The organism is Niveispirillum irakense DSM 11586, from assembly GCF_000429645.1.
Taxonomy (GTDB): Bacteria; Pseudomonadota; Alphaproteobacteria; order Azospirillales; family Azospirillaceae; genus Niveispirillum; species Niveispirillum irakense.
Window position 1 is genome coordinate 22,504 of sequence record NZ_AUCG01000007.1, and the last position, 22,812, is coordinate 45,315.

Here is a 22,812-nt window from a genome sequence, read left to right on the forward strand (position 1 = left end):
GCCCTGAAGGCAAGGCCATGCCGGTTTCCACCCCGACACCTTACTGCTGCGTCTTCTGGGCCAGTTTCGCCTTCAGGGCCGCCAGTTCGGACTCGACCTTGGATTCCGCCTCCAGTTCGGCGATCTCCTCGTCCAGGCTCTTGCTGCGGCCCATGCCCAGAACGTCTGACCGGCCTTCCAGCACATCCAGGTTGCGTTCCACCTGGTCGAAACGGGACAGGGCATCGGTGATCCGCTCATCATAAAGCTGGGTGCGGACCTTCAGCCGGTTGGTCGCCGTCTTGTGACGGGCGATCAGGGCCTTCTCGCGGCTCTTGGCATCGGCCAGCTTCTGCTGCAGGGCACCGATATCCTCGTTGGTCTTGGCCAGGGCCGTATCCAGACGGGAAAGTTCGGTGGCCATCTGCTCGGCCGCTTCGGCCAGCTTGGCCTTGGCGACCAGCGCCCCCTTGGCGAGATCTTCACGATCCTTGGAGAGGGCGAACTCGGCCTTGCGCTGCCAGTCTTCGGACTCGCGGCGCAGCTCAACCAGCTTGCGCTCGATTTCCTTCTTCTCCGCAACGGTTTTGACCGCAGAGGAGCGCACCTCGACCAGGGTGTCTTCCATTTCCTGGATGATCAGGCGGACCAGCTTTTCCGGGTCTTCCGCACGATCCAGGATGGCGTTGATATTCGAATTAACGATGTCGCCGAGGCGGGAAAAAATGCCCATGTCAGGCTCTCCTTCAGGCAAGGGCAATGAAAAGGTTGCTCAAACCGGTTGCGACCGCAAGGATGATCCATGCTTCCACCGGCACAGCCCGGAAATCTTCGTAAAGATCCCGACCCATACCGCCGGCATGGCGGGCGAAAAACCCGCTCCGGCCCCTGATACCGTCGTCGGTCTGGCGGCTGCTCAGGCCCCCGTCAAGGGTGAAGTCGGTCATCGCTGCGGTTCCTTCCGTCTTGAGTGTCCCCGGTGTCGGGTTTCTATTCAGCAAAGGGCGTGCCAAGTGTGGCTGCTATCCTTGAAATCGTTTAATATCAATAAGTTATAGGTATTATTGAAAATGGAGGGGTTGTCGTCCGTTGGTACGGATGTCAACTCGTGGCGATTTTCACCACTCTCTCGCCAAACCGCCCACTTTCCGCTAGGGTGGAGCAAATAAGGTGAGAGAAACGCCCATGTCGCCTAATGCCAACCCGCCTTCGCTGATCGGTCAGGCCCCATCTTTCCTGGGGTTGATGGAGCATGTTTCCCAGGCGGCCCCTTTGAACCGCCCAACGCTGGTGATCGGGGAGCGGGGGACGGGCAAGGAACTGGTGGCCGCCCGCCTGCACTATCTGTCACCGCGCTGGGACAAGCCTTTCGTCAAGCTGAACTGCGCCGCCCTGTCCGATACGCTGCTGGAAACGGAATTGTTCGGGCACGAGGCTGGCTCTTTCACCGGCGCCGCCAAGCGCCATGTCGGCCGATTCGAGCTGGCCGATGGTGGCACCCTGTTCCTGGATGAAATCGCCACGGCTACCTTGCGGGTGCAGGAGAAGATCCTGCGTGTCATTGAATATGGGGAGTTCGAGCGCGTCGGCGGGACGGTGACGATTGATGTCGATGTGCGTGTCGTTGGCGCGACCAATGCTGACCTGCCGCGCCTGGCCGATCAGGGGAAATTCCGCGCCGATCTGCTGGACCGGCTCTGCTTCGATGTGGTGACCATCCCACCGATGCGGGCCCGACCGGAAGATATCCCCATCCTGGCCGAACATTTCGGTGTGAGCATGGCCAAGGAGCTGGGCCGCCCCTATTTCGGCGGGTTCAGCAGCGAGGCGATGCAGCAGCTTCTGGCCTATGACTGGCCAGGTAATGTGCGCGAGTTGAAGAATGTGGTGGAGCGGGCGGTTTATCGCGCCGCCGACCCGGACATGCCCATCAGCGATGTGCAGTTCGACCCGTTCGAATCGCCCTGGCGACCCAAGCAGATGTCGATCTATGTCGATGCGCCGCCGCAGCCGGCCCCGGCACCAGCACCCTCTTCCAGCGCACCGTCCGTGGCAGACGAAACCGGGGCAGGCAATGGGCTGCCGCCCTGGCCGTCGGAGGGGCCGTGCGACTTCCTGGGGCTGGTCTCCGATTTCGAGAAGGCGCTGCTGCGCTCGGCGCTGGAGCGCAACCAGTTCCACCAGAAGCGGGCCGCATCCGACCTGGGGCTGAATTACCATCAGTTCCGGGGATATCTGCGCAAATATGGTCTGCTGGAAAAGCGGCATGGCCCCCGCAATGGGGATGAGGCGGAGGATGGGGACGCGGGCGAGTAACCTGCCCGTGCCATCCCCCGTCATGCCGGGCGATCAGGCCTCGCGCAGGCTGGTATGGCGGGCACGGGCGCCCCGTTCCAGGGCAGCGGCGGTCAGCCGGTCTACGTCCAGCCCATGGCGGATCAGTTCCAGCATGCGCAGTTCCTCCTGCGTGGCGCTGCGATCGGATGCCACCACCTCGCAGGCCAGCATATAGGCGGTTTCCCGCAGCGCCTTGGGCAGGCTGCCCCGGATCAGGCCGATGGTCTTGTCCAGCCCGTCCGGATCGGACAGCAATTCAGTGCATTCACGCGCGATGTCGGTCAGCATGTTGATCGAGAAGCCCCGGAAAGCCGGGAGGGACCGTACATTTTCGCCGATGGTCAGCAGTTCCGCGTCGGTCATGTCACCATCGGCGGCAGAGGCCAGGACCATGCTGTAAATCAGGGCGCGGTAGTGATCGATCATCTTATCGTCCCGGGCCGGCATGGGGGGTACGGCCGGGGTGGCCGGCCTTGGCACCCTGGCATCACAGCCTGACGGCTGGTCCGGCACCGATCCAGCCCGAAGCAGGCTTACCCCTTTCGCGACCGCCTGCTTCAGCGAATCGGCAATGGCAGGCCCGCGGCTTCCGTCCAGACGATGCGCGATGGGGGCAGCAGCAGGGTTACGGTTGTGCCCTGCCCGAAGACACTGTCGATGGTCAGCCGCCCGCCATGCAGCTCCGCCATTCCCTTGGACAGGGTCAGGCCCAGGCCGGTGCCGGGATTGCTGCGGGCATAGACATTATCCACCTGATGAAAGGGGACGAAGACCTTGTCCAGATCCTCCGGCTTGATGCCGATGCCGGTATCGCTGACGGCGATATTGATGCCGCGCGCCGGGTCCATGCGCGCCACCAGTTTCACCTGACCGCCGGGGGAGGTGAACTTGATGGCGTTGGAAAGCAGGTTCAGCACGATCTGCTTGAACTTCACATCGTCGACCAGGATGGGCGGCATGCCATCGGCGATGTCGATCACAAGGTGCAGACGCCGTTCCATGGCGCGGGCGCGGACGATCCGCTCGCAGCCGCGCACCAGCTCATCCACCCCGCAGATCCGCTCCCGCAGTTCCACCCGTCCTGCTTCCATCTTGGACACATCCAGGATGTCGTTGATCAGAACCAGCAGGTGGCGACCGGACGCGATGATATCGCCGGCATAGGCGACGGTGCCGTGGGGCTGGCCCTTCTGCTCGGCACTTTTCAGCTCGCTCTCCAGCACCTCGGCAAAGCCGATGATGGCATTCAGCGGCGTGCGCAGCTCATGGCTCATATTGGCCAGGAATTCCGACTTGGTGCGGCTGCCCAGTTCGGCCTGGGCCTTGGCCTGTTCAAGCTGTTCGGCGGCGCGCCGGTTGCTGATGGTGAGGGAGGCAAGCTGTACGGCGCGGCGGGCCCGTTCCATCTCCCATTCCTGGGGTTCACGCACCTGGGTGGCATAGATGGCAAAGGCGCCCAATGCCTCTCCCTCGCTGTTCAGGATGGGCAGCGACCAGCAGGACTGGAAGCCCGCCTCCAGGGTGATATCGCGATACTTGTCCCAGCGCGGATCTTCCCTGATGTCCCGCGTCACCACAACGGCACGCCGATAGATCGCCGTCCCGCAGGACCCAACATCCGGCCCGACGGTCACCTGGGCGAAAGTCTGGCACATCTTTTCCGGCAGGTTAGGGGCCGCCCCGACGGTAAGACGCAGCCCGTCATCGCGCAGCAGCATGATGGAACAGCAGGCCGCCTCCAGATGCTCTTCCACCCCCTGGCAGATGGCGGTCAGAACTTCGGACAGGTCGGCACCGCTGGCGGCCATCTCCAGGATGCCGCGCTCGATCATCAACAGGCGTTCCGCCCGCCGCCGCTCCCGGTTCTCCATCTCCAACTGGCGGGCATTCTCCTTGAAGACGGTGACGGCCGATGCCATCGCCTTCAATTCCTTGCCGATCAACTGCTCCGGCACCTTCACACTATGGTCGCCACCGGCCAGCGCGTGCATGGCGGTGGTCATCTGCTGAATGGGACGCAAAACCCGGTTGCGTACCAGTAAGGCGGCAAAGCCCAAGGCGGCCATGGTAAGGGCCAATTGGATACTGTTGAGCCAGAGCCGCTGGCGTGCGGCCACCTTCATCTGCTCTGTCGCGTCGGCGGAGGCTGCCACCGCTGTTGCGATCATATCGCTGGCGACATTCAGCACATTGGTGCCGGTACGCATCAGTTCCGGCAGGCGCAGGCGCCCGTCACCGCGTTCTGCCGCTTCCATTACAGCAGCGCGCAGCGGCAGATAGCGTTGGTAGAGGGCGCTTTCCATCTGTTTCAGCGCCATGGCCGGGCTTTGCGGCAACAGGGCGGAATCAGCGGATTCCCGCAGGATGCGCCACGCCATTTCCGTTTCCGCCAAAGAGGTGGCGGCCTGCGCCGGGCTGGCCCTGCCGGACAGGCCCAGCAGTGAGGCGCGATAGAGCACGCCCATATCCTGCCCCACCTCCGATCGCAGACGGATGGCGTCCCGGGTCATCATTTCCGCAGCACCGGCCGCCCCGCCCAAGGACAGGGCTGGATGGTTCATTTCCCGCAGCAGGTTCAGCAAGGCTGCGGAAAGGCTCTGGGCCGCCTCCTGCCACTGTTCCACCACCTGCCGCATCGACACGGTCTGATCGGCGGTGGGGCCACCCTCACCGGGGCGCAGCATCGCATCCACGGCGCCGCGCACTTCCCTGAGACGGGTGAGTGCGACGCGGACCGAGGCGATATCCTCCGCCAATGTCCTTTCCAGCGGGATCTGGTCCAGGCGGCGAAGCGCGGTATCGGCGGCTTCGTCGGCCTGACGGCGGTGGCGGGCAATCTGGTTTGTCAGGTCGGCATCAAGGGCGCCGGGCAGGCGCGCGCTTTCCAGCATCAGGTTGACCATGCCGGTTTCGATCGCATGATCACGCGACGCGACCAGAAGGTTGCGACTGACCAGTTTCAGATCAACAATTTCCCTGGCGAACTTATAGTCACGCCACCCTCTTTGCAGGTCGGCCGCCGTGCCGACGAGCTGGACAAAGGCCAGGACCGCCAGGCCGCCCATCAGGACTTTGCGCATACACTCCCCCGCCCCGCGCGGATTGAAACCGGCCGGACTCTGCGATGACCATGGCAAGTGTACGATCGGGGCGGCAAGCCTGCAATCGTGGCGATGTAACGCCCCGATGCCGGTGGTCGTATCGGGGCTGGCGCTTATGCTTTGTCGGCGATGCGGATGATCACATCCACCCGGGCCAGCCGTGTGCCTGTCGGCAGGTCGGGCATCGCATCCAGGCGCAAAAGGGTGCCGGAGATATCCTCCAGACGACCGCTGCCCTCATGGAAAAGATGATGGTGGTCTTCGATATTGGTATCGAAATAGGCGCAACCGGGGTCCACCACCACGTCGCGCAGCAGCCCGGCATCGCGGAACTGGTTGAGCGTATTATAAACCGTGGCCAGGGAGACCGGCACGCAGGCCGCCACCGCTTCCCCATGTAATTGTTCGGCTGTGACGTGGCGATGGCCATTGCCGAACAGCAGTCCCGCCAGCGCCAGCCTCTGGCGTGTCGGGCGCAACCCGGCTGCAATCAGCCGCCGGGCCAGCTCTTCCGGGCAGACGGGCGGACGGGGGCCGGCACCATGATGGCCATCGCAGGGGGAAGGCATGTCGTTGGGCATAGGGGTCGGTTCAAATCTGTCACGGTGGGGGCCATCCGGACCCGTGATGTGGCGCGGCTGGTCGATAATGACAAGGGGTATCAGGCCTGAAGCGAGGATCTGTCCAGCATGATGCAGCGGCCTTGATCTGGGAAATGGCCGGCAGGCGCGGGGTCAGGCGTTGCCGAAAGGCCCGCCGTCATCCTCCGGCTCCTCCTCGTCATCCTCATCTTCATCCTCGTCTTCATCCAGCCCGTCAAACGGGTCATCCCCATCTTCGAACGGGTTGCCTTCCATGTCGTCGCCGGCGGGTGACAGCAGATCGGACAGGGAAAACCCGTCGATCTGGGCCAGCAGGGCGTCATCCTCCATCTCGGTATCTTCCGCCGGGCCGACCACGGCCTTGCGGATTTCCCGTTCCAGCATGGCCAGCAGGGTGGTTTCCCTTTCGCCGCCAAGCGAGGCTTGCGGGAAGGCGAAGCTGAACAGAGCCACCGTCGTGTGGCCATCCACCGCCGATCCCCGCAACCAGAGGAAAAACCGCAACGGTTCCCCCTCTTCTTCCCCATCAGTGACGAAGCGGGCAAGCGCATCGCCCTCACCCAGCCATTCCATATCGCCTTTGCCCTGGCGGCCATCCGGTCCCTGGGCGAACTGCTCCGCCGTCTGGCGCAGCACGGCCTGGGCCAGCAGCTCTGCATCCTCCCCTTCATGGACGAAGCTGTGGACAGCGACGCGCAGGCTGCCATAGCCCGGCTCTTCCCGGGAAAAGATGGTCAGCTCGTCTTCTGTGCGGCTGTGCCAGTCCCAGGGCAGGCGGAAACGCACCTGATCGCGATGGGCGACATTGCGCATGGTGACGCGCTGGACAGGGCCGGGCAGGGACGTGGGGTGGAAACGGACCCGCGCCGCCTCCTCCCCCAGCCGGTCGATCAGGGCCGCCAGATCGGGTTGGGCGGCCGATAGGGCCGGCACGTGAAGCTGCAGCGTCACCACATGCACATGGTCGGGGGGCTGGAAGTCCGCCACCTTCCAGACGAAAACCTGGCGGTCCGGCGGCTGGGCCACGGCATAGGCGATCCAGCGCCTGTCCTCGTGGCCTTCCTCCTCCTCATCCCCCTCATCTTCCGATGGCAGGATGCCGGGGGGCAGTACATTCTCGCGGTCCAGATACTGGATCGCCTCTTCCGTGCGCACCCCATAGGGATTGCGGTAGGTCGTCACCGACACCAGCAGGTCCACGGGGTGGGAGCCCGGCGACTGGAAGGCCAGCCCGCCATCGTCCCGCGATATGGGTTGCCAGTTCGCCGGCACGCGCAAGGATGCCGCGCCGCCATACAAGGCGACCGGATTCCATTCACCGCCCGGATCACTGTCGAAAGCTTCATCCCTCATGCTGGTGAATCTAGGCGCAGCCGGCGGTGGAGTCCATGACCCCCGCACAAAAGCCTGTTCATGGCGCAGGTGAACAGGGTTTTTTCTCCCGCTGCACGGGCCTGTGGTGGCTTCCTCAACCCACAAGATCGGGGGTGATGGGCAACGACACAAATGGGTGCGAAAACGGGAACTGTCATAATACCTTCGACAACCCATTGTCACATACAAGTAGATTCAATATGTTCCGCACAATCGTAGCCCCTCTTGGAAAATAGGACGGACGGTCCCGGATGGCAGCAAAACGTCGCCCCCCGTCGAACCCGGACGATACGGCACCGGAATCGATGCGTGCGGTTTGTCGCAACGTCGTGGTCGGCGGGCGGCGCACCAGCGTGCGGATGGAACCGCTGTTGTGGGAGTCCCTGGCAGATATCTGCCGGCGGGAAGGCCATAATATCAATGACATCGTGACGATGATCGATGGGCGGCGGGGCGACAGCGCGCTGACGGCGGCGCTGCGCATTTTCATTCTGTCCTATTTCCGCACCGCGTCGGAACCGGCCGGCCCCGTTACAGGCATGGCGGAGGAACAGGCCCATTTTGGCACGGCGGCCGATTTCTCACCCGTTTTCCAGCGCGCGTTGGGCGTGTTCGATGAGGACTGATTCTCACCGTCGGGTAGTATTGTTTTTACAACTTTAATTAGAATAACTTTCCGTACGCCTTCGGCCGGGCCGCCTGCCAACCCTCTGGGCAGGCAGGCACCTTGCCGGTCAAAGGCGGGAATCACCAGCGCAGGCCGGGGATGGCGGCAACGGGGCGATGGCCGCTGGCCTCCACCAGGGCGCCCAGCTTCTCCGCGTCGGGATGCTCGCCCCAATTGCTGCCCAGCTCCTCGCGATGGATACCACCGGTGACCAGCAGCCCGTCGATTCCAGCGGCATTGGCGCCGGCAATATCGGTGCGCAGGCTGTCGCCCACGGCCAGGATGCGCGACGGCGGCAGGTCACCCAGAAGCTGGAAGCAGCGACGATAGACGGGGGCATGCGGCTTGCCGTGGTAGCGGACCTCGCCACCCAGCTCCTCATACCGGCGGGCCAGTTCGCCGGCGCAGATCACCATCTTGTCATCCACCACCACGACCAGATCGGGGTTGGCGCAGATCATCGGCAATTTGCGGGCAAGGCAGGCCTGCAAGGCCGGCTCATAATCAGCCAGCGTCTCGTCGAAATCATCAATGCCGGTATTCAGCACGAAATCGGCCTGATCCGGGGTCTGCACGCGGCGATGGCCGGGCAGGCTGTCATAGACATCATTGTCGCGCGGCGGGCCGATATGGAACAGGTTGCGCCCCAGCCCCCGGTGCCATTCATCGGGCGGATCGCGCAGCGCCTCATGCGTCGCCTCGCCTGACGTATAGGCCGCGTCATACAGGTCGCCATCAACCCCCATCGCTTCCAGCTTGGCCACCGCTGCCGGGATGCGCCGCGGCGCGTTGGACAGAAGGCAGACGCGCTTGCCGCGATTATGCAGCTCCGTCAGGCAATGGACCACGCCGGGATAGGGCCGCACGCCATCATGGATCACGCCCCACAGGTCGAGGATGAAACCATCATAGCGGTCCACAATGCTGGACAGGCCGTCGATCAAAGGCAGGGCGGTCATGGCGATTCCGGCTTCAAGGCGAAAGGGAAAAGGTTGCCGGAAGGGTGGGCGCCAGGGCGCAGCGGCACAAGGCCGGGATCGGCATGGCAGATGTGAGGGGGAGGGATATGCCGGCCCGGCGGCGGGCACCGTTATGCCTTGTCCGCCTGGCCCTGCTTCTTGGCCAGCCTCGGCTCCCCGAACAGGTAGCCCTGGCCAAAATCGATATAGAGATCAAGCAGTTCGATCAACTGCGTCTCGGTCTCGATCTTCTCCACGATCAGGTCGATATTGGCGCGGTCAAGCTGCTGGCGCAGTTCGCGCACGGCGCGGGGGTCGGCGAAGCGGCCATCCGGGTCCAGCAGGCGGGCGGCATCCAGCTTCACATGGCGGATATCGTGGCGGGCCAGTTCCGACCAGTCCATGTCCAGCCGCCAGACCTGATCCATGGAGAAGCGGAAGCCCAGCCGGCGCAACCCATCCAGGAAGCCGGTGGCGAACAGCCCGCCCTGCATCAATTCATCCTGGCTCAGCTCAAAAATCAGTTTGCTGGCAAGGTTGGGGTTCTGCGCCATGTACTGGACGAATTCCCGCATGAAGCCGGCATCATTCAGCGTGGCCGCGGAAATATTGCAGAAGAAACCGACATTCTGGTGCCGCTTCTCCGTCTCGCGCAGCAACTGGATACAGCGGAACAGCAGCAGATTGTCGATGGTGGCAATCAGCCCCGCATCCGCCGCGACGCCCAGATATTGCTCGGGCAGCAGGTAGCGCGGCTGTCCGTCCGGCCCCTGCCCGGCACGGATGCGGGAAAACAGCTCATAATAACGATGCCGGCGCTGCGGCAGGCTGACCACGGGCTGGAGGAAAATATCCACCTGGTCGGTGCGCAGCGCCTCCTTCACCCGGTCCAGGGTGGCGGCGGGATCGGGGGCCGGGGGCGTGGCGGTCAACATTATCGCTGGCGGCCGGGGGCTTTGCGTGAAAAGCGGCCCCGGATCAGGGGGGGCGGTGGCAGGAATGTCCGGCGCGTCAGGGGCTGGGGCTACAGGCGCCGGCCGCACGGTGGCGGGAAGCTGTTCAGCCAGCCGTTCCAGCACGCGGGTTTCCGACAGGACGGCTTCCACCTCCCCCCGCGTCACGGGCTGGTTACTGGCCAGCCGCTGGTCCAGGGCCAGCAGAAGGTGTTTCACCTCCTCCTGCTGTTCGCGCAGGCGCCAGATCTTGCGGTCGGTGCGGTCCTGGGCATCCTGCCGGGCCCAGAATTCATGCAGCAGCCCGCCGAAGGTCAGCACAAGCAGGCCATAAAGCAGGCCGGTATGCTGGTCCATGCCCGCCACGGACAAGGGCAGGGTAACCGCCACTGTCAGGGCCAGGGCCGTATAGGCGGCGGCGAAGACCAGATGGCGGACCCAGCGCATGGCGACCCTGTCCCCTGTTCCTACGGCGTCTGCTTGGCAGTGATCGTGTGGGCAGCACCCACGGCATCGGCGACATGGGCGAAGCCGTCGCGGGCCAGCAGGGCAGCCAGATCGGCCTTGATACGGCCCACCAGCCCCGGCCCTTCATAGACCAGGGCGGAATAAAGCTGCACCAGGCTGGCCCCGGCGCGGATCTTGGCATAGGCATCGGCCCCCGATGCCACCCCGCCCACGCCGATCAGGGGCACACGGCCACCCAGCAGCCGGTAAAACTCGCCCAGAACCTTGGTGCTGGGCTCCATCAGCGGCACGCCGGAAAGGCCGCCCGCCTCCGCCGCCAGGGCGGGGGGGATGGCGGCGGGCCGTGCCAGCGTGGTGTTGGACACGATCAACCCGTCGATCCCGCTTTCCAGCACCACGGCGGCAATGTCAGCCTTGTCCTCGTCCGTCAGGTCGGGGGCGACCTTCAGCAGCAGCGGCGGGCGCACATCACTGCGGGCGCGGGCTTCCAGGCAGCGGCCCAGCAGATCGGCCAGCGCGTCGCGGGACTGCAAGGTCCGCAGGCCCGGCGTGTTGGGGGAGGAGACATTGACCGTCAGGTAGGAGACCAGCGGCGCCACCCGTTCGATGCAGGTGACATAATCGCTGGCCGCATCTTCCGTCAGCTTGTTCTTGCCGACATTGCCGCCGACGATCCCGGCCCGGCCCAGCCGCAGCTTCAGGTTGGTGGCATAGGCGTCCAGGCCCTGGTTATTGAAGCCGAAGCGGTTGATGACGGCGCGCGCGCTGGGCACGCGGAACAGGCGCGGCTTGGGATTGCCATCCTGGGGCAGGGGCGTGACCGTGCCGCATTCGACAAAGCCGAAGCCCAGCTTCAGCATCGCGTCAGGCACCTCGGCATTCTTGTCGAAGCCCGGCGCCAGCCCGATCGGGTTGGGGAAATCCAGGCCGAAGACGGTGGTTGCCAGACTGGGCGCATCCCGTCCGCCGACACGCGGCACCAGCCCGGTCTTCAGGGCCTTGATGGTCAGGTTATGCGCCTGTTCGGCATCCATGGCCATCAGCAGCGGCCGGGCCAGGGGATAAAGGTCGATCATTGGCCGGTCCCCGTTTCCGCCGGAGCCACATGGTCCGGCATGATGTGCAACCCGTCCGGCCCCAGCGGCAGCGGGTCTACCCGCAGCACCGCGCCGGCGGCCAGGGGCCCGTAAAGATGGGGGAAAAGCTGGCCCCCACGGGAGGCTTCCCATTTCAGCGCATCGCCGCACGCCTCGGGATCGACCGTCAGCAGCAGCAGCCCGGTCTGGCCGGTGCGGTGGCGGGCAGCGCTCTCGGGCAATTGGGTGCCGGTTGAGAAATGGATGAAACCGTCTGCCCGGTCCTGGGAGGAACCGTCATAGCGACCGGCGGTCTGAGCGGCCTGCCATTCCTCGGCGCGGCACATATGGAAGATCGGAGAGGCCATGGAACCTGGCGGGTATATGGGAAATAAGGCCCCAACCTAATCCGAATGGGCGATGGATGCCAGCGGCAGGATGGTGTCGCCCTTGCTGCCTGCATTGAAGAATATGAGAATGCGTCTTACTTGGATGGTGATGGTCTATACCTCTGAATAGTAGAAAAAGGTAAGAGAAGCGGAGTAATCTTCAATTGTGGTTGTCCGAAATTCCACGCAAAATTCAAAAGGGAGTGTGGTCATGAAGAATGCAGCTCGTTCTTTACAGGACATCAACGAGCAGGCGCTGAGTGATCGTATGCGTTTTGCGCTGGAAGAGGTTGAGCAGATGGGCATTCGTGGTCTGACAGCCGTTCCCGTCAAACCCACGCAGGAGATGCTGACGGCGGGTTCCCGCGCCGGTGGTATCGGGGTTGAAACGGTGATGGCGGTCTACTCAGCCATGTTGCGCGCTGCCGATTGATGGAAACCTCGGTCGCTTTTTTCTGTTCTTGTTCTCCGTAGTCTCTCTCTGTTCCCAACTCCGGCGCCGTCCACGTCACTGTGGACGGCGTTTTTTTTGTGCGGGTTGCGCGGCCGACCCCGTCTTCAATCCCGATAGAACAGGAAATCATCCAGGACCAGAACCGGTGTCCGCCCGCAGGCCCAGGCGGGATTCTCACCGGCACTGTGGAAGCGGGTTGCCCCGTTTCCCGGTAACGGAACCGCCTTTCCCGTCATGGCCAGGATGCGGCGGGCGATGCGGAGCGCGATGGCGAAGCTGGGGTCGCGGCTGTCCACGGCCTGCACTGCCCCCTCTTCCGCCGGGGTGCGACAGGCGAACAGGCTGGGATCAAGGGCGACCGAGGCGATATGCCGGCCGTCACGCTGGCTGATATTCACCGCCATGCCGGCCATTGCCTCCATGACCGCCGGACGGGTGCCAGGGGCGATGGTGCGGCTTTCCCCCCACAGGCTGCGGGCGAGCGTTTCCACGCTGCTGCCATCATGGATGGCGCCGGCATCGCGCACAGGGGGCGCGGGCTGGCTGTAATCAGGGGTCAGGCTGGGCCGGCTCATCGTCCACCCCCATCGGCCAGCCTTCCGTCCAGCTTGGTTTCAATCCGCAGCAGATGGCTGGTCAGCCGGTCTTCCAGGGCCTTCACCTCGGTGATGGAAGCATAGCTTTTGGCCACTTCCAGCTTATAGGCGGCCAGCGATTCGCGCAGTTGCGTCGATGTTGTCTCCAGGTCGCGGCGCAGCGGGTCCAGCGCCTGTTCACTTTCCTTGCGGGTCTGCTGGACCAGCCAGAACAACCCGCCCAGGACGGGCAGTTCAATGGCGGTGATCCACCAGATCAGGTCCAGCGGCGGCGGGCTGTTCATGGTCGTCTTTCCTCCTTCACCATTCAAATTCAGGGTGTGAAATCAATCGCGGCCTGTACCGCCCGGCGGGGAAGGGCGCGGTCAGGGTGCTGGGGCGGGCAGGCCAGGATGGCACCGGCCACGGCGTCCAGCCCGTCATCGCGGCCTTTGCCCCGGGGCTGCCATTCCCGCATTTCGGTCAGCAGCGGGCTGTCCATGACGCTGTCATGGATATGCAGGTCGCCCCGATAAAGCGGGCATCCCAGCCGGCCAGGATGCGTTCGGCCTTGGGGCGGTTGGCATATTCGCCCACCACGCGGGCGGTCAGCCGCCGTTCGCCCAGCACGGTGCGCAGCGTTTCCGGCAGAAAGGCACCGATGCCGTTGCATTCCACATGGATGGTCGGCACGGCGAATTCCGCCGCCAGATCGGCCACGGCCTGGCACTGGATGGCGGCGGCCTGCCGTTCCGATCCTGCCGGCACGGTCAGATAGCGGACCCGATGCAGGAAAAAGCGGCCCTGCCCATCCTCCCCCAGCAGCACGGCAACGCTGCCATCGCCGCCCTTGCGCCCGTCGCGCCGCCTTGTGCCCAGGGCGGGGTCCCACCAGATGCGCAGGCTGCGCAGCCGTTTCTCCCCCAGCCGGTGGCTGGTCTGGCCACTGACCTGCACGATGCGGATATCCTCCGCGTAGGTGACCAGCCGTTCCGGCTCCAGCCGCCCATCCTCCGTGGCGATGGGGATCAGCATCATCTGGCTGGTGAATTTGTTCGGCCCGCTGCGGCGGCGGATACGCTCAATCGCTTCGGGCGGGAACCGTTCCGGCCAGGCGCTGGTGCCATCGGCCCGCAGCAGCGGTTTTTCCAGCCGGGCGAACCCGTCCAGAAAGGGGCTTTCCTCCCCCGCCGGCGGCTCCAGGCTGTAGATGGAATGGAACGTGTGCGGCGTGCCGATATAGAGCACCAGCCCATCGGGAGAGAGGACATAGGCAATCTCCGACAGGCGATGGCGCAGCTCCGCCCGTTTGGTGTCGGTATTGGCGCTGTTGGGCACCTCTACATCATCGCAGACGACGATATCGGCATGGCTGCCGGTGAAATTGGCCGTCACCCCCTTGGCCGCCATGGACGGGTCGCGGCCCACCCGGTCGCGGCGGATGATGAATTCCTCCGCCCCCCACATTTCCGGCTTGTCCGGTTTCAGCCCCTGGCAGGCGGGGTGGCGTTCAATGACGCGCTTGACGGTGCGCACCATCTTCTTTGCCAGATGATAATCGGCGGCCAGCACCAACACCCGCCGGTCGGGCAGAAGATGCAGCAGCCAGGCGCAGAACAGCCCGACCAGGGTGGATTTGCCGCTGTCACGGAAGGCCAGCAGCAGCAATTCCCGCCGCCCATCCTGCCATTGCGACTCCAGCCAGTGGCAGATGTCCCGGTGCAGGGAGGGGGTTTCCATGCCCTGCTGCCCGTTCCATTCGCTGACAAATTGCTGAAAGCTGCGTTTATCCCCGTCCCCCGCCATCATCGGCAGCGGCCGACCAGGAACCAGGCCGTCCCGTTGGACAGGGCCGTCACCCCATCATATTGCCCTTCCAGGGTCAGGGCGGCGCCATCGGGGCCGGTGGCCCCGTCCGTTCCGCTGGTCAGGGTGACGGGATGGGTGCCGGGATCGGTCTTCTTCACCGTCACGACCATGCCGGCATTATCAGCGGCGGGGGCCGGCAGGCGCACCTCCACCGGTCCGGCAAAGGCGGAGACAAGGTAATATTCCGCCCCCAGATCGGGCTGGAACAAGCCCGCCGCTTCATGGAAATGCAGCGATGCCGGCGTGCGGCTGGCCGAGACGACCCACCAGCCGGCCCCGTTGGAAAAGACGCGGACGAAATCATACTGTTTGCCCAGGCGCCAGCGCCGCCCGTCCGGCCCGGTGCCGCTTTCCGCCGTCACGGTGACGGTGCCGGCAGCAGGGTCGGATTTCTTGATCGTCACCACCCGGCCCACCGCCTGCGGGGCGGAAGGGGCGGGCAGGCGCACTTCCACATCGCCATCGGCGCCGCTGACCAGATAAAGCGACTTGGCCAGATCGGGGCTGAACAGGCCGGCTGTGTCGTGGAATTCGGCATTCACCGGCTGCTGGCTGCCCGATGTCACCCACCATCCCGCGCCATTGGACAGGACGGATACGCTGTCATAGCGGTTGGCCAGCAGCATGGGCCGCCCGTCCGGGCCGGGGCCACCCAGTTCCGTCACCGTCACCGGGTTGGCGCTGGCATCGGTCTTCTTGATGGTCAGCATGCGGCCATTGGCGGTGCCGGCAGCCGGCAGGCGGAACTCCACCGGCCCGCCAAAGGCCGATACCAGATGGCTGGTGGAGGCAAGGTCGGCTTCCACCAGCCCGCCGCGTTCCGGCTCCACATAATGGGTATCGACGCTGAACCCCTCCACCCGCAGGTCGGTGATATGGGTTTCCTTCAACAGGTTGCGCAGCGGATATCCGGCATTGACGGCGGTATAGGCGCGGCTGTCCGCCGGGTCCCAGATCGGCTGCCCGCCGGTGGCGGAGAACAGGTTGACGATGGCGCTGTTCTGGCTGCCATTGTCGATGCGGATGCCGGGCAGGGCGCCCAGGCTCTCGGCATAGAAATTGACGATCAGGTTCTGGTCCGTCGCCGCCCCCAACCGCAGGCAGGCCTCCGCACCTGGATGCAGGTTCGCCTCGCAATCGGTGAAGCTGTTATTGAAACGCCCGGCGGAAACAAAGAAGCCGCAACCACTCATGGGAGCGGACAGGCTATAGACGCGGACATCCTGGAATTTGTTGGCGTTGGGCGTGTCGCCATTGCCTTCCACGGTCATCAGCACGCCATGCAGGGCGGGCCGCGCCACCAGCACGCGGGCAATATGGTTCCAGTAACAGGGCCGGTCGGTATCCAGATAACCATCCAGCACCAGCCCGATCAGGCAATCCCAGATGGAGACATTCTCCACCATGTTCTTCACGGCCGGCCCGTCGCGGCCATAAATCTTCACGCCCGATGCGCCGCCGACAATGCGCAGGTTGCGCAGGGCGGCATAGCCATCCACCATCTCCACCGCGTTAAATTGGCTGGGATATTCCGGCAGGTTGACGGGATCGTAGGCCGCCATGCGGGCCTGGATCACGCTGCCTTCCCCCTCCCCATACAATGTCTGGCCATAGGTCAGTGGCAGGGTGGCGCTGGTGCGATAGGTGCCGGCGGGCAGGAACACGGATTTATGCGCGGCCAGGGCCGCCAGGATGGCACCCGTATCATCGGCAATGCCATCGCCCACGGCACCGAAATCCCGGACAGAGACAAGATCGCGCAGCTTTTCCGCCACCGGTCGCTCAACCGCACCGGCTCCCTGGGCCACGCTATGGGCCATCACCGGCAGGCTTTGCAGCGGGACCGGCACGGGGTTGCCAACGGCATCGAAACCCAGGGCGCGCCCCGCCCGCTGTGCCCGGTCCGGCAGCAGATGGGCCGATGGCAGGTCGGTGGCGGGCGCGCGCAACATGCGTTCCTGGTCGGCGGCCAGTTGCTGCACCATGGCGGTCAGCCGGTTCAACTGCGCATTCAGGCTGGCGGCGGACAAAGCACCGCTTTCCAGGAAATCGGCCTCCCGGTCCAGGCGCAGCCTGCGTTGCAGGGTGATGATAGTGCCCGCCGGTGGCGCCTGTTCCAGCCGCACCGCCCCGCCCGCCGCATCCCCCACCCCTTCAATGACAAAGCCGCCCGTTTGCGGGGCGGCATCCAGATGCAGGGTCAGGTCGGCAGCACTGTAAAGCGGGAAGGCAAAGGGAAAGCGCGTGGTGTCGCCATCAGCAATGTAATGCGCGCGCGGGCTCACCGCCGGCACGGGGGAAGTGTCGGTCGTCATGGATATTTCCTGATCGGATAGGGTTGCGGCGCGGCTTACGCGCTTCGGGCCAGCCGTTCCAGCCGCTGGCGTTCCTGTAGCTGCGACAGTTCCAGCAGGTTGCGGCGATAGTCCGCCTGTTCCCGGTCGGACAGCGCCTGGATGCGCAGCGTGTCCAGCTGTTCCGCCGCGGCGGCTTCGTCCTCCGCCTCGCGGATCTGGCCCAGCAGGATGGCCTCGCCCGATCCGTCGGCGGTGGAAATGCCCTGTGCCCCCAACTGCGCGCGGGTGCGGCCCACGGCGCGGCGCAGGGCGCGTTGCCGCCGCTTTTCCTCCGCATCGGCGGTGGTGGCGATCTGGTTGGCCTGATTCTGCAGACTGGTGCGCAGGGTGGCGGCCTCTTCATCCTGGCGGTCGCGCAGACTGTCCAGCTCCACCCTCTGGCGCTCGGTCAGCAATTCCCGCTGCCGGCGCTGGCTGCCGCTTTCAATCCCGGCCAGGTCACGGACGCGGCCAAGGGTGCTGCGGGCGGTGTCGATGGCGCCCAAGGTTGCCAGAACGGGCGTGGTGATTCCGGCCATTACTCATTCACCTTCATCTCTTGGGTCACGGACAGCAGGGTGAAGGGCAGGGGCCGCGCCTCCTCAATCCGCCAGCAGGGGCGGGTCGGGTCCAGCGACCAGCCCAGCGTGGCGATGCGCTTGTCCCCGGTGAAGGGGGGCGGGGCTTCTGCCACCAGGGTGGGGATGGCCAGGGGGCCGGTGGTGCGCCGCAACGGCACCTCCACCAGCCCCCGCCCCAGGTCGGCGCGCAAAGCGGGCGTGTCCTTCAGCCGGAAGGTCACTGCCAGCGGACGGGCGCGCCGTCCCTGTCCCGTGGCCGCCAGCGGGTTTGGCGGCATGGGTTCCACACTATGGGTGAAGGCCAGCCCGGCCTGCAGGTGCCGGACGGGCCGGTCCAGCCGGATGCGTCCGGCCATCACAGCCTGATCCTGCATCAGCAGCCCATCGGCCAGCACGCTGACCCGGCGACCGTCCAGATGGTCCAGCCCGGCCCAGCGCGGGGTGGGGCTGGCGGCATCGCCGGTCAGGCCGGCATCCACCGCCAGCGCCTCATCCCACGCCTCTACCGACACGGTGCCGTCGCGGGCCACCATCCAGTACAGGATGGTGCCGACCATGGCGGCGGACAGGATGCGGCCTTGGGTGCGGATGCGGGTCCAGGCGCTGATCTGTTCGGCGCGGAACAGGGTCAGCGCGGCCAGGCTGCCATCGGCCTGCACCGCCAGCAAAAGCCGCCGTCGCCGGTCATATTCCAGTTCCCGCGTGCCGGGCAGCAGGTGGCGGGCGGTCAGCGACAGGTCGGTCGCCTGATAGGAGCGGTCCAGGTCCGTCCATAAAAACTCCCGGATGCTGCCATCACCGGCGGCGAACAGGGTGGCCCCATCCACTTCGCGCGGCGGGATCTGTGGTCCCGGATGGCTGCCGATGCGCGTCTGCCGGTCCAGCCGGATGGCGCTGGGCGTCAAGGGTTCCCCCGTCACCGCCCATTCCCCGCCGGTGGTGAAAACCTGCAGATGACGGCCGGAAAAGACGGTGCGGATCGGGTTCACCTCATCCGACAGGATGGCGAATTCAATCGCACTGTCATCTTCCCCTTCGCCCAGGTCGAAATTGAACAGATCGCCTGATTTGGACAGCCACAGCCGGTTGGGCAGGTCACGCGACCCGCCAATGACCAGCCGGTCCTGGTGAAAGCCGACACTGACCGGCCAGCCCTGCATGGGGGAAAAGGCCGCCTCGTCCCAATCCACCGTGGGGTCGAGATGGGGCAGCGTGTCGGCCAGATCCAGCTCGATCTCCACGGGCGAACGGACGGCGGCAATGCGGCCCGGCAGCCGGTGCAGCCGCAGGGCCATGCCTTCATGCGCGGGGCCGAAGACGGGGGCCGAGGCCCGCACCCGGATGCGCCCGCCCGGCCCTGATGGTGTCAGGGTGATGGCGGGATCGGCGAACCGGTGGAACGGGATGCGCGGACGCCCCGCCTCTTGCGCGAATTGCCAGGGCTGCAGGCGCCATTGGTCCTGCCCGCTGCGTGCCAGACGCTGCGGCGGCACATCGGGATGGCAGATCAGCAGCACATCGCCGCTCTGCGCCCAGTTGATGGCGGCAAGCTGGTCCAGGGTCCAGGGGGCGGGCAGGCGGGCTGCCACCCGGTCCTGGTCGAAGATGGTGATCTGCCGGTCGGTGAGGGCCAGCAGATGGGTCTGCTCGGTGCTGAAGGTGAAGGCGACCAGCCGGCCCGCCCCCGGCAGAGTGGCGATGAAGGCGGTGCCGGGCCGGCGGGTGATGCCGCCGGTCGGCTGCACCAGCACATTGGTCAGGTCCAGCGCGCCATTTTCAAAGGCGCGCAGGTCGCCCCGGCCCAGCAGGTCGCGGCTGACACAGCCGCCGGTGAAGCTGGTTTGGATTGTGCGGGTGCGGGTCATGACAGGCGCGCCTCAATCAGGCTGAAATCTTCCAGGCCCGGCTGGCTGTCCTGACTGGTGTCGATCTGGCGGGCGCGGCGGAACTCAACCTCCGCCTGGCGCATCAGGCTGTCGGCCCGGCTGGTATTTTCCGTCATCGGCACGCAGAATTCCGCCGCCAGCCGCGTCACCAGCGCCTGGGTGAAAAAGGCGGGGAACCCGGCCTCGTCCAGGCGGGCGATATAGGTCAGCAGAACGGAAGGCGCATCGCAGAGCAGATGATGCCCCTGGATGCGGAAGGTCAGGCCGCGCCCCCGCCCCGCCGTGCCGGCGGAAAGCGCGCGCAGGAAATCATCCGGCAGGGCGAAACCATGGGCATGGTCGCCCGCCGGGGGGGCCGCCAGCCGCACCAGGGAGGCCTGCCTTGTGGCAAAGCTCCAGCCATGGGCGGCCAGCAGCGCATCGCGGCAGCCGGGATAAAGCCCGGCTGCCAGTTCAGCCTCCGCCGTGCCGTCCTGGAAACTGGCAAGCGGGGCCGCCCCGATCCGCATCAGGGCGCGGGCACACAGCCCGACGGCGGAAATGGTCATTGACTGTCCTTGTGGTCTTGGCGATGGCGAGGAAAAGGCGGGCCGTGCCTCAGGCGGTCAGGCCGCCGATCCCCACGTCACCGGCGGCATTGCTTGCCACCACCAGGATGCGGCTGGCCCGCGCCCCGCCGGTGCCGCTATTGGCCAGGATCATGTCGCCCACCCGCAGCAGGTGGCTGGCGGCGTTGAAATAGCCGGCATTGGCCGTGCTGGCGGCGGTATCGGCGGTGGTGTAGTGCCAGAGCGTGAAACCGTTGGCATAGGTCAGCACGCTCAGGTCTTTCGGCAGAAAGGCCATGGGCTTGGTTCCTTGAAACGGGATGGGATGTGAAGCTGATAAGGGGGAGGAATCTCCGACGCCTTATTCCTTACAGGGCAGGGTGACGATGCCGGCCTCGTCGATCAGGCAGGCACCCTGGGACATCATGTTGTTGACGAAATGGGCGGCGCGGTCGCCATGCCAGGTGATGTCGCTGGTCACGTCCGCGCCGCTGCCATGGCCGATGGCGGTCTTGTGGTACCAGTGGCACAGGCGGGTGCCGCCGGTCAGCGACAGGCCGGAATGGGGCATCCACAGCGTGCCCAGCCAGCGCTTGGCCTGGGTGCCGCGCCAGGGCAGGTCGGCATCGCCGATATAATCGGCATTGGCGAATTCCTCGATGCCCAGCAACTGGCTCCATTGTTTCCAGCCGACAATGGCGAAGCGCTGGCCATCATCGGGCACATCGGCCGCACCCAGCATCTCAAACGCGGTCAGCACCTTGTCGCGGGTCAGCCCGTCGCTATCATTGCCGGCCAGATGGCTGTTGCGGTCCAGTTGCTGGATGATCAGCTCATCCGTCTTGCGGCCCAGCGCATAGGCGCCGGCATTGGCGATCACGCCGCGCTCGTCGATATTGGTCTTCAGCTCGTCCAGCTTGTCGATCCAGTCGCCGGCATAATAATCGGCCAGCAGACATTCGACCGATTCATGTTCCAGATTCATCACCGGCACCTGCCCATGGCGGGATTTGGTGGCAGCGGTTCCCTTGCCCACCTTCTGGAAGGTGGTGCTGGCGCCCTGGATATTGTTCTTGCTGCGCACGGTGGCGCGCAGCTTCGATCCAAGCCGCTGATAGGCTTCATGGACCTCACGTTCAAACTGTTTGACGAAGGCTTTTTCGATGTCGGTGGACATGCGGCAGGGGCTCCTTGGCTCTGGGAGGGGCAAAGCGGCGCAAAGCATGCCGGGCCTACAGGATAAATATCCTGTCAGGTTGTCCGGGTTGTTCCAGCCGGTTCAGCCGGAAGGCGATGGGAGTGGGGGGTTTTAGTGCAGAGGCGGCTTTGCCGCGATCACCGCGCTCGGGCATGGCTCGGGCGGTGTTAAGTGAGATTTAGGATATAAAACCTATATCGTCAAGTTCTTTTTCCGCCGTGAAAAATGCTTTCACAATCGGGGCTGGTCGCGGCACCCTGCGGCTACAGCTTTGGGGGGAAGAAAAACATATGGAAATCTATCAGCCCACCTGGTTCATCCCGACTTATCAGCCGGTCCAGCATGGTGACTGGCAGGTGCAGATCGGACCGATGGTGCTGTGCAAAGGCTATTGGAGCCCGGCGCGCCTGTGTCTGAACATGGCCGGCCTGCTGCGCCGGGAAGCTGATGGCACCTTGCGCACCTGGATGTCGATGACCCCGATGGAGATTGAAAGCCAGGAATTGGGCTGTCAGTTCGCCCGTGGCCATGTGCTGGTGATGGGCATGGGGATGGGCTGGGCTGCGGCCAATTCTGCCTTACGACCGGAGGTGACGCGGGTGACGGTGGTGGAGCGCGACCCTTTGGTGCTGTCCATGATCGAGACCCTGGATATTTTTGGCCAGTTGCCGGACGCGGCACGGGCCAAGATCCATATCGTGCAGGGCGATGCCCTGGCCTATGTGCCCGATCAGCCGGTTGATCTGCTGATGCCGGATATCTGGCTGCCGCTGGTCAGCGACGGGCGGGTGGAACAGGTGCGCCAGATGGCGGAGAATTGCCGCCCGAAACAGATATATTTCTGGGGTCAGGAGATGGAAATCGCCCGCCATGCCCGCGCCTGGGGCTTGGGCTGGGACGCCCCCGGCATCCAGGCCACGGTGGAAAGGTTCGGCCTGCCGCTCTTGATCCCGGAGGGTGTGGATTATCCGGCCAAGCTGGCGGCTGCTGCCAATCACTGGATGCAGGATCGCTGGCTGCCGGCGGCGGCCTGATTCGGTCTTATACCAATCCGCCGGAGGCAGCGCCCGGCGCATGAGGGAGCGTAAAATCTCCCTGGATCGGTCACGATCAAGATACCGTGTTTGCAGTCAAGCGGGTTTGAAGGGTGTGCGTGTTTTCAGGACGCCGTAGGCGATGACCAAGAGCTTTCTGGCGACGGCGACGAGGATTGCTTTTGGTGCCTTGCCGTTTTCCATCAGCCTGTCGGCAAAGGCCTTCAGGACGGGATTATGGCGTCTGGCGGACAGGGCGCACATGTAGAGGACGGCGCGGACCCTGGGGTTGCCGACCCTGCTGATGTGGGCTCGACGGTTTACGGAACTGCCGGACTGATGGTCTCTTGGGTCCAGCCCGACGAAGGCGGTGATCTGCTTGTTATGCGAGAAAGCCCGGAAATCGGGGATTTCTGCCAGCAGGAT

At 64.9% G+C, this 22,812-nt stretch carries 25 protein-coding genes; 4 read left to right on the forward strand and 21 right to left on the reverse strand.

All coding sequences use genetic code 11. The features are described from left to right. Nucleotides 1-40: 40 nt before the first annotated feature. Together pspA and G473_RS0103150 are read right to left on the reverse strand one after the other, a co-directional pair. Complete coding sequence (gene pspA / locus G473_RS0103145) at nt 41-712, reverse strand: phage shock protein PspA (protein ID WP_029011901.1); 672 nt, start codon at nt 710-712, stop codon at nt 41-43. A gap of 13 nt (nt 713-725) precedes the next feature. Continuing rightward, a complete protein-coding gene (locus tag G473_RS0103150; protein WP_029011902.1) occupies nt 726-926 on the reverse strand; it encodes a hypothetical protein in 201 nt (66 codons plus the stop codon). Between the two features lie 238 nt (nt 927-1,164). Here G473_RS0103150 and pspF point away from each other — a divergent pair, with 238 nt between their 5' ends. Beyond that, on the forward strand, nt 1,165-2,295 hold the full coding sequence (pspF, locus tag G473_RS0103155) for a phage shock protein operon transcriptional activator (RefSeq protein WP_029011903.1): 1,131 nt from the start codon (nt 1,165-1,167) through the stop codon (nt 2,293-2,295). 33 nt (nt 2,296-2,328) lie between these two features. On the opposite strand, the gene G473_RS0103160 is transcribed toward pspF, so the two are convergent. The 4 genes from G473_RS0103160 to G473_RS0103175 all read right to left on the reverse strand — a co-directional run bounded on the left by G473_RS0103160 (nt 2,329) and on the right by G473_RS0103175 (nt 7,372). Beyond that, a complete protein-coding gene (locus G473_RS0103160) occupies nt 2,329-2,742 on the reverse strand; it encodes a tellurite resistance TerB family protein (RefSeq protein ID WP_029011904.1) in 414 nt (137 codons plus the stop codon). Between the two features lie 131 nt (nt 2,743-2,873). Then, nucleotides 2,874-5,396 carry an ATP-binding protein gene (locus G473_RS0103165; RefSeq protein WP_035705262.1) on the reverse strand — a complete coding sequence of 841 codons (2,523 nt, stop codon included), beginning with the start codon at nt 5,394-5,396 and terminating at the stop codon, nt 2,874-2,876. Nucleotides 5,397-5,530: 134 nt separating this feature from the next. Then, on the reverse strand, nt 5,531-5,998 hold the full coding sequence (gene irrA / locus G473_RS0103170) for an iron response transcriptional regulator IrrA (RefSeq protein ID WP_084437599.1): 468 nt from the start codon (nt 5,996-5,998) through the stop codon (nt 5,531-5,533). A 153-nt stretch (nt 5,999-6,151) separates the two neighbouring features. After that, a complete protein-coding gene (locus G473_RS0103175; RefSeq protein ID WP_029011907.1) occupies nt 6,152-7,372 on the reverse strand; it encodes a hypothetical protein in 1,221 nt (406 codons plus the stop codon). A 272-nt stretch (nt 7,373-7,644) separates the two neighbouring features. Here G473_RS0103175 and G473_RS24845 point away from each other — a divergent pair, with 272 nt between their 5' ends. After that, nucleotides 7,645-8,019, forward strand: coding sequence for a ribbon-helix-helix domain-containing protein (locus G473_RS24845; RefSeq protein ID WP_035705264.1), 375 nt, complete (start codon nt 7,645-7,647; stop codon nt 8,017-8,019). Nucleotides 8,020-8,140: 121 nt separating this feature from the next. Here the strand turns inward: G473_RS24845 and G473_RS0103185 are convergent, their stop codons facing one another. The 4 genes from G473_RS0103185 to G473_RS0103200 all read right to left on the reverse strand — a co-directional run bounded on the left by G473_RS0103185 (nt 8,141) and on the right by G473_RS0103200 (nt 11,884). Beyond that, the gene (locus tag G473_RS0103185) at nt 8,141-9,019 is read right to left on the reverse strand and encodes a TIGR01459 family HAD-type hydrolase (protein ID WP_029011908.1); all 879 of its coding nucleotides are present in this window, start codon (nt 9,017-9,019) and stop codon (nt 8,141-8,143) included. A 131-nt stretch (nt 9,020-9,150) separates the two neighbouring features. Next, nucleotides 9,151-10,419, reverse strand: coding sequence for an EAL domain-containing protein (locus G473_RS0103190; RefSeq protein ID WP_051329837.1), 1,269 nt, complete (start codon nt 10,417-10,419; stop codon nt 9,151-9,153). Between the two features lie 20 nt (nt 10,420-10,439). Next, complete coding sequence (locus G473_RS0103195) at nt 10,440-11,516, reverse strand: quinone-dependent dihydroorotate dehydrogenase (RefSeq protein ID WP_029011910.1); 1,077 nt, start codon at nt 11,514-11,516, stop codon at nt 10,440-10,442. Beyond that, on the reverse strand, nt 11,513-11,884 hold the full coding sequence (locus G473_RS0103200; RefSeq protein WP_029011911.1) for a DUF952 domain-containing protein: 372 nt from the start codon (nt 11,882-11,884) through the stop codon (nt 11,513-11,515). Before G473_RS0103200 ends, G473_RS0103195 begins: the two co-directional genes overlap by 4 nt. A 232-nt stretch (nt 11,885-12,116) precedes the next feature. On the opposite strand from G473_RS0103200, the gene G473_RS0103205 reads away from it, so the two are divergent. After that, nucleotides 12,117-12,338 (forward strand): hypothetical protein, encoded by a 222-nt coding sequence (locus tag G473_RS0103205; RefSeq protein ID WP_029011912.1) that lies wholly within the window; start codon nt 12,117-12,119, stop codon nt 12,336-12,338. 125 nt (nt 12,339-12,463) lie between these two features. Here G473_RS0103205 and G473_RS0103210 read toward each other — a convergent pair whose 3' ends face one another. The 10 genes from G473_RS0103210 to G473_RS0103250 all read right to left on the reverse strand — a co-directional run bounded on the left by G473_RS0103210 (nt 12,464) and on the right by G473_RS0103250 (nt 21,331). Then, nucleotides 12,464-12,934, reverse strand: coding sequence for a hypothetical protein (locus G473_RS0103210; RefSeq protein WP_029011913.1), 471 nt, complete (start codon nt 12,932-12,934; stop codon nt 12,464-12,466). Continuing rightward, nucleotides 12,931-13,239 carry a hypothetical protein gene (locus G473_RS0103215; RefSeq protein WP_029011914.1) on the reverse strand — a complete coding sequence of 103 codons (309 nt, stop codon included), beginning with the start codon at nt 13,237-13,239 and terminating at the stop codon, nt 12,931-12,933. Before G473_RS0103215 ends, G473_RS0103210 begins: the two co-directional genes overlap by 4 nt. Nucleotides 13,240-13,268: 29 nt before the next feature. Further along, nucleotides 13,269-13,436 (reverse strand): hypothetical protein, encoded by a 168-nt coding sequence (locus tag G473_RS30170; protein ID WP_154667232.1) that lies wholly within the window; start codon nt 13,434-13,436, stop codon nt 13,269-13,271. Next, on the reverse strand, nt 13,418-14,674 hold the full coding sequence (terL, locus tag G473_RS24850; RefSeq protein ID WP_245579976.1) for a phage terminase large subunit: 1,257 nt from the start codon (nt 14,672-14,674) through the stop codon (nt 13,418-13,420). The genes G473_RS30170 and terL overlap by 19 nt, the downstream gene beginning before the upstream one ends. 65 nt (nt 14,675-14,739) lie before the next feature. Continuing rightward, nucleotides 14,740-17,118, reverse strand: a complete 2,379-nt coding sequence (locus G473_RS0103225) for a glycosyl hydrolase family 28-related protein (protein WP_029011915.1) — start codon at nt 17,116-17,118, stop codon at nt 14,740-14,742. 35 nt (nt 17,119-17,153) lie between these two features. Beyond that, nucleotides 17,154-17,678: a hypothetical protein gene (locus tag G473_RS24855; RefSeq protein WP_051329838.1), complete on the reverse strand. Its 525-nt coding sequence runs from the start codon at nt 17,676-17,678 to the stop codon at nt 17,154-17,156. Next, on the reverse strand, nt 17,678-19,585 hold the full coding sequence (locus G473_RS0103235; protein ID WP_029011916.1) for a phage tail protein: 1,908 nt from the start codon (nt 19,583-19,585) through the stop codon (nt 17,678-17,680). The genes G473_RS24855 and G473_RS0103235 overlap by 1 nt, the downstream gene beginning before the upstream one ends. Beyond that, on the reverse strand, nt 19,582-20,154 hold the full coding sequence (locus G473_RS0103240) for a phage connector family protein (protein ID WP_029011917.1): 573 nt from the start codon (nt 20,152-20,154) through the stop codon (nt 19,582-19,584). The genes G473_RS0103235 and G473_RS0103240 overlap by 4 nt, the downstream gene beginning before the upstream one ends. A 49-nt stretch (nt 20,155-20,203) precedes the next feature. Beyond that, nucleotides 20,204-20,452 (reverse strand): hypothetical protein, encoded by a 249-nt coding sequence (locus G473_RS0103245; protein ID WP_029011918.1) that lies wholly within the window; start codon nt 20,450-20,452, stop codon nt 20,204-20,206. A gap of 63 nt (nt 20,453-20,515) precedes the next feature. Beyond that, a complete protein-coding gene (locus G473_RS0103250) occupies nt 20,516-21,331 on the reverse strand; it encodes a phage capsid protein (protein WP_029011919.1) in 816 nt (271 codons plus the stop codon). 311 nt (nt 21,332-21,642) lie between these two features. Here G473_RS0103250 and G473_RS0103255 point away from each other — a divergent pair, with 311 nt between their 5' ends. Beyond that, on the forward strand, nt 21,643-22,386 hold the full coding sequence (locus G473_RS0103255; protein WP_029011920.1) for a hypothetical protein: 744 nt from the start codon (nt 21,643-21,645) through the stop codon (nt 22,384-22,386). Between the two features lie 96 nt (nt 22,387-22,482). On the opposite strand, the gene G473_RS0103260 is transcribed toward G473_RS0103255, so the two are convergent. Next, the coding region (locus G473_RS0103260; RefSeq protein WP_029011921.1) for an IS110 family transposase at nt 22,483-22,812 on the reverse strand (330 nt) is incomplete at its 5' end.

Excerpts from the sequence above, each read along its gene's own strand:
- G473_RS0103150 (WP_029011902.1), bottom strand. The coding sequence starts at position 926 with ATGACCGACTTCACCCTTGACGGGGGCCTGAGCAGCCGCCAGACCGAC.
- G473_RS24855 (WP_051329838.1), bottom strand. The coding sequence starts at position 17,678 with ATGGCCGGAATCACCACGCCCGTTCTGGCAACCTTGGGCGCCATCGAC.
- G473_RS0103205 (WP_029011912.1), top strand. The coding sequence starts at position 12,117 with ATGAAGAATGCAGCTCGTTCTTTACAGGACATCAACGAGCAGGCGCTG.
- G473_RS24845 (WP_035705264.1), top strand. The coding sequence starts at position 7,645 with ATGGCAGCAAAACGTCGCCCCCCGTCGAACCCGGACGATACGGCACCG.
- G473_RS0103175 (WP_029011907.1), bottom strand. The coding sequence starts at position 7,372 with ATGAGGGATGAAGCTTTCGACAGTGATCCGGGCGGTGAATGGAATCCG.
- G473_RS0103185 (WP_029011908.1), bottom strand. The coding sequence starts at position 9,019 with ATGACCGCCCTGCCTTTGATCGACGGCCTGTCCAGCATTGTGGACCGC.
- G473_RS0103200 (WP_029011911.1), bottom strand. The coding sequence starts at position 11,884 with ATGGCCTCTCCGATCTTCCATATGTGCCGCGCCGAGGAATGGCAGGCC.
- G473_RS30170 (WP_154667232.1), bottom strand. The coding sequence starts at position 13,436 with ATGGACAGCCCGCTGCTGACCGAAATGCGGGAATGGCAGCCCCGGGGC.
- G473_RS0103250 (WP_029011919.1), bottom strand. The coding sequence starts at position 21,331 with ATGTCCACCGACATCGAAAAAGCCTTCGTCAAACAGTTTGAACGTGAG.
- terL (WP_245579976.1), bottom strand. The coding sequence starts at position 14,674 with ATGGAAACCCCCTCCCTGCACCGGGACATCTGCCACTGGCTGGAGTCG.
- G473_RS0103190 (WP_051329837.1), bottom strand. The coding sequence starts at position 10,419 with ATGCGCTGGGTCCGCCATCTGGTCTTCGCCGCCGCCTATACGGCCCTG.
- G473_RS0103225 (WP_029011915.1), bottom strand. The coding sequence starts at position 17,118 with ATGACGACCGACACTTCCCCCGTGCCGGCGGTGAGCCCGCGCGCGCAT.
- G473_RS0103165 (WP_035705262.1), bottom strand. The coding sequence starts at position 5,396 with ATGCGCAAAGTCCTGATGGGCGGCCTGGCGGTCCTGGCCTTTGTCCAG.
- pspF (WP_029011903.1), top strand. The coding sequence starts at position 1,165 with ATGTCGCCTAATGCCAACCCGCCTTCGCTGATCGGTCAGGCCCCATCT.
- G473_RS0103210 (WP_029011913.1), bottom strand. The coding sequence starts at position 12,934 with ATGAGCCGGCCCAGCCTGACCCCTGATTACAGCCAGCCCGCGCCCCCT.
- G473_RS0103240 (WP_029011917.1), bottom strand. The coding sequence starts at position 20,154 with ATGACCATTTCCGCCGTCGGGCTGTGTGCCCGCGCCCTGATGCGGATC.
- G473_RS0103245 (WP_029011918.1), bottom strand. The coding sequence starts at position 20,452 with ATGGCCTTTCTGCCGAAAGACCTGAGCGTGCTGACCTATGCCAACGGT.
- G473_RS0103195 (WP_029011910.1), bottom strand. The coding sequence starts at position 11,516 with ATGATCGACCTTTATCCCCTGGCCCGGCCGCTGCTGATGGCCATGGAT.
- G473_RS0103255 (WP_029011920.1), top strand. The coding sequence starts at position 21,643 with ATGGAAATCTATCAGCCCACCTGGTTCATCCCGACTTATCAGCCGGTC.
- G473_RS0103160 (WP_029011904.1), bottom strand. The coding sequence starts at position 2,742 with ATGATCGATCACTACCGCGCCCTGATTTACAGCATGGTCCTGGCCTCT.
- pspA (WP_029011901.1), bottom strand. The coding sequence starts at position 712 with ATGGGCATTTTTTCCCGCCTCGGCGACATCGTTAATTCGAATATCAAC.
- irrA (WP_084437599.1), bottom strand. The coding sequence starts at position 5,998 with ATGCCCAACGACATGCCTTCCCCCTGCGATGGCCATCATGGTGCCGGC.
- G473_RS0103215 (WP_029011914.1), bottom strand. The coding sequence starts at position 13,239 with ATGAACAGCCCGCCGCCGCTGGACCTGATCTGGTGGATCACCGCCATT.
- G473_RS0103235 (WP_029011916.1), bottom strand. The coding sequence starts at position 19,585 with ATGACCCGCACCCGCACAATCCAAACCAGCTTCACCGGCGGCTGTGTC.